The organism is Candidatus Defluviibacterium haderslevense, assembly GCA_016712225.1.
Taxonomy (GTDB): Bacteria; Bacteroidota; Bacteroidia; order Chitinophagales; family Saprospiraceae; genus Vicinibacter; species Vicinibacter haderslevensis.
Genome location: JADJRL010000003.1, coordinates 4,763,013 through 4,775,728 on the forward strand (window position 1 = coordinate 4,763,013; position 12,716 = coordinate 4,775,728).

The 12,716-nt window shown below is 34.4% G+C and carries 9 protein-coding genes; all 9 read right to left on the reverse strand.

From position 1 onward, the window contains the following. Positions 1-13: 13 nt before the first annotated feature. Positions 14-766, reverse strand: a complete 753-nt coding sequence (locus IPK88_18615; GenBank protein MBK8245446.1) for a hypothetical protein — start codon at positions 764-766, stop codon at positions 14-16. A gap of 552 nt (positions 767-1,318) precedes the next feature. Next, entirely contained in the window at positions 1,319-3,418 is a 2,100-nt protein-coding gene (scpA, locus tag IPK88_18620; GenBank protein MBK8245447.1) for a methylmalonyl-CoA mutase, read from the reverse strand. Between the two features lie 30 nt (positions 3,419-3,448). After that, positions 3,449-4,921, reverse strand: a complete 1,473-nt coding sequence (locus IPK88_18625) for an acetyl-CoA carboxylase biotin carboxylase subunit (protein ID MBK8245448.1) — start codon at positions 4,919-4,921, stop codon at positions 3,449-3,451. 216 nt (positions 4,922-5,137) lie between these two features. Beyond that, positions 5,138-6,151 (reverse strand): hypothetical protein, encoded by a 1,014-nt coding sequence (locus tag IPK88_18630; GenBank protein MBK8245449.1) that lies wholly within the window; start codon positions 6,149-6,151, stop codon positions 5,138-5,140. 5 nt (positions 6,152-6,156) lie between these two features. Continuing rightward, the gene (locus tag IPK88_18635) at positions 6,157-6,648 is read right to left on the reverse strand and encodes an acetyl-CoA carboxylase biotin carboxyl carrier protein subunit (GenBank protein MBK8245450.1); all 492 of its coding nucleotides are present in this window, start codon (positions 6,646-6,648) and stop codon (positions 6,157-6,159) included. Positions 6,649-6,925: 277 nt separating this feature from the next. After that, positions 6,926-8,212, reverse strand: coding sequence for an L-2-hydroxyglutarate oxidase (lhgO, locus tag IPK88_18640; protein MBK8245451.1), 1,287 nt, complete (start codon positions 8,210-8,212; stop codon positions 6,926-6,928). Beyond that, complete coding sequence (locus IPK88_18645; GenBank protein MBK8245452.1) at positions 8,179-10,338, reverse strand: RNA-binding transcriptional accessory protein; 2,160 nt, start codon at positions 10,336-10,338, stop codon at positions 8,179-8,181. The genes lhgO and IPK88_18645 overlap by 34 nt, the downstream gene beginning before the upstream one ends. A gap of 15 nt (positions 10,339-10,353) precedes the next feature. After that, positions 10,354-11,532: an amidohydrolase family protein gene (locus IPK88_18650; GenBank protein MBK8245453.1), complete on the reverse strand. Its 1,179-nt coding sequence runs from the start codon at positions 11,530-11,532 to the stop codon at positions 10,354-10,356. A gap of 9 nt (positions 11,533-11,541) precedes the next feature. Next, entirely contained in the window at positions 11,542-12,669 is a 1,128-nt protein-coding gene (locus tag IPK88_18655) for a DUF1015 domain-containing protein (GenBank protein MBK8245454.1), read from the reverse strand. Positions 12,670-12,716: the final 47 nt, after the last annotated feature.

A 12,716-nucleotide genomic window follows, 5' to 3' on the forward strand; every position in this document is an offset into this window, starting at 1 on the left:
TTCCCAATTTATTTCATTTTGGTCTTAGAAATTCAATCTTTTCACCTTGCCATTTTGTGAAGTTCCCATATTCATTAAATAAACAAAATTCTACTTCAAATTTGTTGCCATCGTAGAAAACAAAAGCCCCCGAACACATATCGTGTCCAACTTCAATTACATTATCTCTATTTGGCAGATAATAAGCGGTTTCCTTCCCAGTTGATAAATTTTTTACAACAGTACGAATTAAAAATTCAGAATTACTATTTGCTGAGAATGTAAAATTTACAAAAGTCTCTGGGCCACATCCATATTCTTCATAAGTGCTGTTTTTGAATTTAGGTCCATTAGTCCAAGTTGGTGCGGAAATGTCTTGTTGTGCAATTACTATCCATTTAATTGATTCATTTTCTCCTGTGTAATTATTTATTATTGGAACTTCATTTTCAAAATCGAGTAAATTTTCAATAGTGAGTTCATATTCTTGTCCCACAGAAAGATTAGTTTCCGGTTTTAACAATGCCTGAGTCAATTCATATTGTCCAACAAGAATTTCTTGGACTTTTAATTTTATTTTTTGTGTACCTGTCTTTAAATATGGAATGTAAGTTGTCCCAAGTCCGCTAACTATTTTTTGACTTGTTCCAAAGCCTTCCATTACTAAAATTGAGTTTTGATGAATTGTCTTCTTATTCGGCCAAAAATAAATTCCGAAAGATGCACATTTTGAAAATCCATCAACAGTTACTAACAGGAAGATAAGTGATGTAATGATTTTTTTCATATAGTTACTTTATCTTTTTCACTTTACCTTTAAAAACATCTATTGACCATGAATTATGGACTTAAAAGGCAAGTGCTTTAAAACAAAAGTAAAACATGTTTTTCAACTAAAATATAAAAAATACATATGCTTGGTTAATAATTAGCTGTAGCATGATAGCTAATGTGTTATTACTTTGGCATCAAACCTGCCCTTTACTCTATATCCACTTTATTAATATTTGATAGAAAGTTAATGAGAGTTCATTTGGAAGCACTATCACAAATTTATAGTTTCTGACACCCGCATTCAACCACGCCTTGCCCACGACTTTTCCACGACTTATCCACGGCTTATCCACGGCTTTGTCTTGTCGTATGTCTTGTCCTAAATTAGCTATACAAGTTAATTGGCTTGTCCTAAAATAGCTATACAGGTTGATAAATAAATCCTAAAATAACACGACTAATTTAATGATGGTGGTGTCCCCTTAGACCAGAAGGCTGATCTACTTCACATCTTCATAAGCATTGAAGAATTTGAACTAAAACTTGTTTGAAACGAATATTATAATTAATTTATCTGAACCTCAGGATAAAATCGCTCAAACATTTTGTTGAGTACCATTTGCGCAGCAGAAGTGATTGGAGTACCTGGACCAAAAATGGCAGCAGTTCCAGATTCATATAAAAAGTTATAATCCTTCTCTGGGATTACCCCACCTACTACAACTAATATATCGGGCCTACCCAGAGCTTTTAACGCATTGATAGCTTGTGGAACCAAGGTCTTGTGACCTGCAGCAAGGGAAGATATTCCAAGAACATGCACATCATTATCACAAGCTTGTTGAGCAGCTTCTTCAGGTGTTTGGAATAAGGGGGCTATGTCCACGTCAAATCCTAAATCAGCGAATCCAGTGGCAATTATCCTTGCTCCCCGATCGTGACCATCCTGACCTAACTTGGCAACTATAATTCTAGGACGTCTTCCATCCAATTGTGCAAATCGGTCTGACAACTTACGTATATCATTTATGGCACTCTGATTTTTTGAAAAATGACTATACACTCCGGTAACTAATTTTGAGTCTGCAATATAACGCCCAAAACTTATTTCTAAAGCATAACTGATCTCTCCTAGTGTAGCTCTTTGCCTTGCAGCTTCAATAGCTAATGCTAAAATATTTGTAGATGTATCCGTACATGCATAAGTTAATTGTTTTAAAATATCAGAAACTTTTTCATGGTTTCGAGTAGATTTGATCTCCTTTATTTTTTGAATTTGTTCTTCACGTACCAATGAATTATCAATGTCTAAAATATCGAATTGGTATTTGTCTGTAGACTGAAATATATTCACCCCGATAATAAGATCTTCTCCAGAATCAATTTTTGCTTGTTTTCGTGCGGCTGCTTCTTCAATTTTAAATTTGGGTAATCCAATTTCAATAGAACGTGCCATACCACCATGAGCTTCAATTTCAGCCATATGAATTCTGGCTTTATTGATTAATTCCTGGGTTAATGATTCGATATAATAAGATCCACCAAATGGATCCACCGTTCTGGTAACATGAGATTCCTTCTGAATAAATAATTGGGTATCACGAGCAATTTTAGCTGAGAAATCCGTAGGCAATGCAATAGCTTCATCTAAAGAATTGGTATGCAAAGATTGAGTTCCACCTAAGACTGCAGCCATCGCCTCAATCATTGTTCGAGTCACATTGTTATAAGGATCTTGTTCCGTTAAACTCCAACCTGATGTCTGACAATGTGTTCTCAGTGCTTGTGATTTTGGATTTTTTGGATTGAATTGAGCCACTATTTCTGACCATAAAACTCTTGCTGCGCGCAATTTCGCGACTTCCATAAAAAAATTCATTCCAATGCCCCAAAAGAATGAAATACGTGGGGCAAATTCATCGATATTTAATCCACCTTTTATACCCGTTCGCAAGTATTCTAAACCATCAGCTAAGGTATATGCCAATTCTAAATCAGCAGGTGCGCCCGCTTCATGAATATGATATCCTGACACACTGATCGAATTGAATTTAGGCATGTTTTTAGAACAATAACTAAAAATATCTGAAACCAATCTCATCGAATGTGAAGGTGGATAGATGTACGTATTACGCACCATAAATTCTTTCAAAATATCATTTTGGATGGTGCCTGAAAGTTTTTCCATCGGCACACCTTGCTCTTCAGCCGCAACAATATAGAAAGCTAATATAGGAATTACAGCACCATTCATCGTCATGGAAACTGATATTTGATCCAATGGTATCTGATCAAATAAAATCTTCATATCTTCTACTGAATCAATTGCAACTCCAGCTTTTCCAACATCACCCACTACTCTAGGGTGATCCGAATCATATCCACGATGCGTCGCCAGATCAAATGCTACAGAAAGTCCCTTCTGCCCTTGAGCTAAATTTCTACGATAAAAAGCATTACTGTCTTTAGCATTGGAAAAACCTGCATATTGACGAATAGTCCAAGGTTGAGTAACATACATTGAACCATAAGGCCCCCTTAAAAAAGGCGCCAAGCCGGATACATATTTTAACAAATCACCTGAATTCTTGTGATTTTCGTAATGCGCCTGAACTTCTATGAGTTCTGAAGTCATCCATTTTTTTTCTGATTTATTTTCCATCATTGTAATTCCTGATCATCCACTATTTAGAAATTAGTTGGTCGTGTTCATCCATTGATTTCCAGTTACTTTTACACTTCTAGTAATTTGAAGTTCATCTAAATAGGCTTTTAGTGCTATGATTGCCGCTGCCTCAGATTCAATAGCATTTGGATATAATGATTTGAATTCATCATAATACAAACTAACAAAACGCGTATCAAACTGTCCACTTATGAAATCTTTATGGGATAATACAAAATCACAAAAAGGCAATATGGTTTCAACACCTGTAATTTTAAATTCTGATATGGCTGCTTTCATTTTTTGAATGGCATCCATTCTATCCCTTCCATGCACAATCAATTTTCCAATCATAGGATCATATTCTATAGGAATTTCCATGCCTGCCTGATAACTATCATCTACACGTACATGATCGCCTTTAGGTATCTGATATGTTTCGATGGTTCCGATACTTGGTAAAAAATCATTAAAGGGATCTTCTGCACATACTCTAATTTCTATAGCATGTCCATTGATTTTTAAATCATTTTGAAGTATTGAAAGTGGATGACCTTCAGCAATTCGTATTTGCATCTCCACCAAATCCAAACCTGTTATCATTTCTGTAACCGGATGTTCAACCTGAAGTCTGGTATTCATTTCCAGAAAATAATAATTCATATGTTCATCTACTAAAAACTCAATCGTTCCGGCTCCTACATATTGACAACCTAAAGAAAGCTTTACGGCATCACTTCCCATTTGACTTCTGATGGCAGGTGTAAGACAAGATGAGGGGGCTTCTTCTACTATTTTTTGATGACGTCGTTGGATACTACATTCTCGTTCGAACAAATAGATACCATTACCATGTTGATCGCAAAAAACTTGTATCTCAATATGTCTTGGTTTGGCAACAAATTTTTCTATAAATACAGCTCCATCTCCAAAAGCAGCCAAAGCTTCATTAGATGCCATCTTCATTTGCTCTTCGAGTTCTTCTTCTCGATGCACAAGACGCATGCCTTTTCCTCCTCCTCCTGCTGAAGCTTTTATTAATAACGGAAAACCTGTTTCTCTGGCGATATTTAACGCAAACTCATAGCTTGTAATAGCTTCATCGGTCCCCGGAACCAATGGAACCTGATTAGCTCTCGCTGTTTTTTTTGCTGCAATTTTACTTCCCATCTGAATCATTGCTGAGGCTGGAGGACCAATAAAAATAAGTCCTGCTGTTTCTACAGCCGTTGCGAATAAAGGATTCTCACTTAGAAATCCATATCCGGGATGAATGGCATCTACTTTCGTTTCTTTAGCAGCTGCCAAAATCTTATCTATATTCAAGTAAGATTCACGTGAAGGAGAGGCACCGATGTACACTGCTTCATCTGCAAATAAAACATGGGGTGCCTTGCGATCTGCATCACTATAAACTGCGACTGTGCTAATTCCCAGCCTCTTGGCTGTTCGCATAATTCTTAATGCAATTTCACCACGATTTGCTATGAGAATTTTATTTATTTTTTTCATGATTTCTTGGTTACAAATAGGTTGCCCATCCTTGGCAAAGACGTGAATGTGCTACATTTAATGCCCGTCGGCTCAATTGCCTTGCCCATGCAGAGCAGAGATTTGAAGAACAAATAGGTTGCCCATCCTGGGCAAAGACGTGAATGTGCTACATTTAATGTCAGTCGGCTCAATTGCCTTGCCCATGCAGAGCAGAGAATTGAAGAATTAATACAATTCATATAATTTCAAAAATATTTTTTCAGTTAAATCTTCAAAATAGTAAGACCCTGCTCCCGGATCAATGACTCTATTTAAAAAAGATTCATTTTTTAATATATGCTGAACGTGCAATAGATTTCTAATCTTGGATGGATCCGCATTCATGGTATGAAATCGAGCTCCTGAACACCAAATAGTTGATACCCCGGCAATACTAGATGCCAAAGAACTCAAACTGCTTATCATTAAATGAGTATGATGATCTTGATTCCATAAACGCTCATCCAATCTCGTTTGAATTCTAAAATGTATGCTTTTAAATTTAGACTGAAGGCATTTTTTTAATGCGCGAATAGATGCTATTGTTGTAAGAAAATCATTTCCAAGTATCAAGTCAATCCACACCGTTTCGTTTTTCTCTAATGGATAAAGATTTAAGTCATCGGATAAATTTTTCAAGACAAGTTTCCATTCCAAAATATTAAATAAAGGAAATGTGTATGCGCGATTAAAAGACTGAAACATGCTATTATCTTTTCGCTGCAACATTACCTGATGAAAATGATTTTGATTTCGGTTTATGGGAAAATACACATGATCCAATGTAGCATTTCGAGATTCAAATTTTTGAATCAATTCGTCCCAGGTCTGAATATCTAATTGTTCAAAATTCCAACTCGTAAGTATCATATTCAGATGTATTTGGTCTATTACATCTAAATAGTTAATGATCTGACTTGAATTTTTAAAAAAAAAATCAAGATGTTCAGCACCATGTTCGAGCGCATAGTAAATAGGTTCTGATGAAGTATCCTGTTGTTCGATTTGAAACTGAATTCCAATATTCCATTCATTCGATTCCTGTTCAGTAGATAATCCAAAGTTCAAACTTTCAATATCTTCCTGGTGCGCAAAAGCCAGATCCTTAATTTGACCATCAATGGTATGATTAAACTGGTCTAAGTCTTTACCTGGATTTTCTTTACTAATTTGGGATAACCATTCTTTTTTACTTGACATGGATATTATGAATTAGCACTATCAAATAAAATAAGCAATTGTCCCTTATTAACCTTTTCTCCCTGTGAAGAATGAACCGACTGAATGCAACCATCAGCATTGGCTTTTAAAATATTCTCCATTTTCATGGCTTCTAGTGTAACTAAGTTATCTCCTTTTTTTACAATATCTCCTGGACCAACCCATACTTTCAATACCAGACCGGGCATTGGTGCTTTGAGTGAAACGTCGGTATTATTTTTTATTTTATTCAAGCCCATTGAAGCAATGGTTTGATCCAATTGATCTTGAATGATTATTTCATGTAATTTTTGATGAATGGATACGATAACTTTCTTTTCATTTAAATCAATACTCACTATTTCTCCTAAAATCCCACGGTTATGATGGATGTGGTGATAATGGCGTTCGTCCAATTGGACTATATTCATTTTATCCAATTGATCAGCACTCATTTCATGTGCTTTATTATTATTTATTAAAATATATTTTTCCATAATTTATTTCAAATCATATTTATAGTACTATTCTTTATATCATTTTGATATTTTGTTTCTATCATTTACTCATTAAAAAATGTTGTCAAAAAACTTGATTTCACTTTTATTTCTTAAATATTTTAAAAGTCACAATAAACAAATCGTACATTCTAAAAAAAATCTACATAAATAATTGTACGGACAACAAAATATTTTAATTTTATATTCAATGAGATCATTATCCATTCATTGAATAAACGGGTAAATTTAGGAAATCTGAACTAATTAATGGTATCTAAAGTTGATTATATATACTTACAATATGCTTCGCTATTGCCATACTTGCTGTTGCCGCTGGTGAAGGGGCATTGCAGACATGAATCATATTCTTCTTTTGAAGAATTAGAAAATCATCGATTTGGGTCCCTTTTTTATCCAATACTTGCGCCCTGATACCACTTGGATAAGGTTTTAAATCTTGGATCTTGATATTTGGGGTCATCATTGATGCTTTTCTGGCGAAATAATGCATATTGTTGTTTTTATACATTTCTGAGAGTCCGGTTCGCCAATACTTCCACAAAAGTTTCCATAAACCAATAAAGCTTAGACTATCCCAAGCATCACGCCAGTTAAAATCTCCGTTACTATAACCTTCCCGGTCCAGAGCCAATAAGGCGTTAGGACCCAAGGTTTGATCCCCATTAATCATTTTTGTATAATGAATTCCTAAAAATGGAAATCTGGCATCAGGGACCGGATAGATCAAATGCTTAACGATATCTTTTTTCTCATCATTTAGTTTGAAGTAATTACCTTTAAATGGAACGATTTTGAAATCTAAATCGAAATCGGCCATTTTCGCGATCCGGTCTGATTGTAAACCACCACAACCCATTAAAAATCGGGTTTTAAGTTCTTGTTTTGTTTTTAGTTGAACCTTGATCTCGTCTAAACTTTGATGCATAGAAGTCACTTCAGCATGGTACTTAATTTGACCACCCATGGATACTATATCCAATAAAAAACGTTTGCAGACTTCTTTATAATTGACGATACCCGTATAAGGCACCCAAATCGCTTGCAAACATGTCAGATTGGGTTCCATATGTTTCGCTTCCTCACCTGATATCAGTTTAATTTCTGTCAAACCATGTTCTATGCCTTTATGGTACAATGTTTTTAAGGAATCCAATTCTTTGGTCTCTGTTGCAACTATGAGCTTACCACACAATTCGTGTGGAATATTCTTTTCTTTTACATAATCCAACAACAATTGATAACCTTCTAAACAAGTGAGTGCCTTTAGACTTTTAGGTTTATAATATATACCTGAATGTATAACGCCACTGTTTCTTCCGGTTTGGTGTAGTGCAATGTCTGATTCTTTTTCTAGAATTAATAATTTTAAATTTGGATGTTGAATTAACAAGGTTCTGGCTGTAGCTAAACCAATTATACCAGCACCAATAATGATGATGTCATAGGTTAAATTATCATTAGATGAATGTTTCATTTCTATATATATTATAGCATAAGATGCGCCAACTAATTTGAATTCATCGACTCCACGTACCTCCAAGAAATGTCTTTAATGCTCATTAATATTCTACCTCGTGTCAAATCTATTTGTATCACTTTAGCATAAATTTTTTCACGCAAGGTCAATACTTCAATAGGATCATTAATAAACTTAGAACTCATTTCAGAAACATGTATGAGACCTGTAGTCTTAATGCCCAAATCAACAAATGCACCAAACTTAGTAAGATTGGTAACAATAGCCGGCAGTACCATTCCTTCATTTAGATCTTCGATTTTTTTTATTGAAGTATCAAATGCAAAAACACTAAATCCGCCTCTGGGATCCAAACCAGGTTTTTCCAATTCCTTGAAGATATCAGTGAGTGTTTCAACACCAACATCATCTGAGATGTATTGATCCAGTTTAATTTGTTTATTTAGATTTTTAGATCTTATTAATTCTTCTTTTGAAAGACCCAAATCTTTTGAAATTTTCTCAATCAATTCATAGCGTTCAGGGTGAATTCCAGTATTATCTAAGATTTGTTTTCCATTTCTTATTCTTAAAAATCCAGCACACTGTTCAAATGCTTTAGGCCCTAATCTAGGCACTCGTTTTAATGCTTCACGCGATTCAAAGGCACCATGTTGCATTCTATATTGTACTATTTGTTCAGACAATGCTGCGCTCAAACCACTTACATAGGACAATAAATAGGATGATGCTGTATTCAAATTTACACCAACAGCATTCACACAAAATAAAACGACATCATCCAAATGTTCTCGCAACAATTTTTGGTTGACATCATGTTGATACTGACCGACACCAATTGATTTAGGATCGATCTTAATCAATTCTGCTAAGGGGTCCATTAATCTTCGACCAATAGAGATGGCGCCCCGAATGGTTACGTCCAGATCAGGAAATTCAGCTCTTGCCAAGTCAGATGCGGAATAAATAGAGGCTCCCTGTTCACTAATCGAATGCAGATTGACCTCGGGTAATTGAAGGGATTCTTGCAACCATTCAAAAGTTTCCTTACCTGCTGTTCCATCACCGATTGCGATATCCGTTACATTAAAATTTTTCACCAATGATCTTATGATCTGAAGACCTTTTGCCCTTTCATCTACCGGAGGATGGGGATATATAGTCTCATAAGCCAATAAGGAACCTGTACTATCCAAACACACTATTTTACAACCGGATCGGTAACCAGGATCAATAGCCAATACATGTTTTTGTCCGAGTGGAGCTTCCAGTAATAATTGCTTTAGATTTTTTGCAAACACTTTAATTGCGATATCGTCAGATTGCTCTTTAATAATCTGTCTTACCTGGGCAATTAACAGCGGTTTCAACAAACGATCATAGGATTCTTCAATTGCCAATTTCACTTGTTGCGATGCTTGGGAACTATTTTTTAAGTATTGATGAAAAATGGTATTCAACATTCGATCATCATCAACTTCTAATGACACCCTCAGCATTTTTTCATCCTCACCTCTGCATAACGCAAGATATCTGTGGGAAGGACATTTCTTCAGTAACTCTGAATATTGAAAATAATCTTTAAATTTAACAGCCTCAATTTCTTTACTTTTGATGACTTTACTTGTGATCAATGCTGATTGCATAAACAAATTCCTCATCACATTTCTTAGGGTATCATTCTGATGCACCATTTCCGCAATGATATCTCTTGCACCCCTTAAAACCATTTCATCATCAAAAAACAAATCTGAATAATAATTATTCAATTTAGGATAAAAATCTTCTTTTAATTGCAACAATAATAAATCAGCTAAAGGTTGCAAACCATGTTCTTTAGCAATATCGGACTTGGTCTTCTTTTTCTTTTTATAAGGTGCATATAGATCTTCCAGTGCCATAAGGTCAATAGCTTGGAGAATTTTATGCTCCAATTCTTGAGTCAGCTGACCTTGTTCTTCTATGGTTTTGAGGATAAATAATTTGCGTTCCTTCAAATCCAAAAGATCCTGATATGATTTTTGAATATCTCTAATTTGAACTTCATCCAATGAGCCCGTTAATTCCTTTCGGTATCTAGCAATAAAAGGAATGGTAGAACCTTGAGCTAATAATTCGATTACATTTTTGACTTGGGCAAATCTTAAATTTAATTTCTTTACAATATCACCGATAATTTCTGTTTCCATAAGATGATTTCAAACTTAAACAATTTTTAAAACAGAAGCATCCATCGACAATTTAACACTTCCAAGATGATCCATTTCAATATTTGAAATCCAATTTAATCCCGGACATTTTCCTACTGCGATACTACCTAATTGATGATCCATGCGCAGTGCTTTTGCGCCATTATAAGTAGCCCATTTTAATAATTCAACCAATGGTATCTGTGAATGGAATTTTTGCAAACACAATAGTTCATCCAAGATCGATAAATTCCAATTAGATGTAAGGCTATCAGTTCCGATACACATTGCAACTTGATGATCTATAAAATATTTATAATCTGGCAATGTATTTTCTATATATAAGTTTGCATTGGGACAAGTAACATAATATACATTTGGAAGCATGGAATGAATATAGATCATGTCCGCAGGTTTTGTGCATGTGTTGTGAACCAACAAAACATGATTTCCTGAATCCAGTTTTGGAATTGAATAATGAACAGCAGATTGATGAATGGGCTTAAAATGTTCTATTGAAAATCCAAAAGACTCAAAGAATTTCTGGAATCCACCTTCTTTACTAATAAACAATTGATCCTCATCCGGAACTTCCTGATTATGTATACTGATAACATCATTGGGCTGGTTGTGTTCTGCAATTAGATCAAATAATTTATGAGAAACAGAGTATGCCGCATGAGGTACAAATGATTTTGATAAGGATCCATAGGCATCATATACTTTTTTGTAATTCTCAAAAAAAGTATCTGTCAATTGTTCTTGCATAAAATCAAACATCTCAATAAACGTGTGATATTTAATCCGACTATTTTGTTTTACTGATATGGTATCCATTTTATTTGAAATATCTCCAACAGCCACTATTCCATTCTTCCACATCAATTGATCAGCATCATGAATGGCCTTCATTATGATGTCTTCCGGAATGTCCCGCAACCTTACCACAGAAGAAATAAATGGCAATAATCCGGTTCCTGTTGGAACAAAATTCTTCAAATGGGATAACTCTAAATGACAATGAGCATTGATAAAACCAGGGGTAATCAAACCAGGAAAATATTCGAATTCAGATGGATTGTATTCATGTTCCTGAACAACCTCTAGAATTGCACCAGCATCACTTATTACAATACCTGCATTTTTAATCAAATGTTGTCCGTCAAATAAATAGTCAGAACTTAATTTTCTCATACTCCATTATTATGCTGATAATAGACCCTCTATATGTTGTATAACCAAACCATTTTTAATTCGGGGTTCAAACCAGGTACTTTTTGGAGGTAATACTTTCCCATCATCCGCGATCTTAATGAATTCACCACGTTTAACTGGATAAAATCCAAAACCTATAAACTCTTTGTTTTCCTTAATACTTTTGATAATGGATTTAGTTCCTTTAACGCCTTCCACATAAGTGATTCTAGGGTTCGAACGAATATCCTCAATACCCATTATTTCATGTAATATATAATCATTAAAAAGATCAATATCAAAGACTATTCCTTTTTCCTTTTTCACCTTTGCTATTATAGATTTATTCCAAACAATGGAATAGTAGGAATTGGATGTAAAGAGTATGATTTCAAATTTTTTTGATGATTGTCTAGCGTTGGGTATTTTTTTGACCTGTGCTACTTTACTTAATTGTGCAAGAATCACATCTATATCAAATAAATCCAAAATATGGACCAGTCGATTGTATGAAAAAATACTTAATTCATTAAAGTCAAAGAGTGCACATAAAAAATAATTGAGTCCCTGACTTTTCAAATCAGGATTGGCGAGCAATAAATCATTTACAGCTGCCATGCGGTGATGACCATCTGCAATATAAGCTTTTGGAACCTGTGCCTTGAATGCTTTTTGAATGTCCTTAATGGCTTGAATTTTAGTTACTGCAAATAATTCATGGATTTGATGTTCTTTTGGGAACTCAATAACGAATTTTGGTTTTTTACCAAGGAAAGAGCCTACAATTAAATCCTTTATTTTCTTCTTGCTCGGATAAGCCAACAATACAGGTTTAATAATAGCCTGACGGGCTTTCATGAGCTGTATAATATTTTCTTCCTGTTTGATGAGTGTATTTTCGTGTTTTTTTATTTTCCCTTTAATATATTCCTGGATATCTATTCCAGCGATAATTCCATGATACACTTTAGATTTTGTTTTTATTCTGTATATAAAAATGGTTTTTTTTGCTTTATCATTAAATATTCCAGAGTTTTTAATTTCAGTAAAAGTGTTTTTAATTTGCTCAAAAAATAACGTTTTATCTTTTATTTTTGATAGGATAGGAAAACTATAGTGGATCGGCTTTATTAACACAAAGTGAGTTTATACAAATTCAAAAAAAGTTTACCAGCCAATAACAT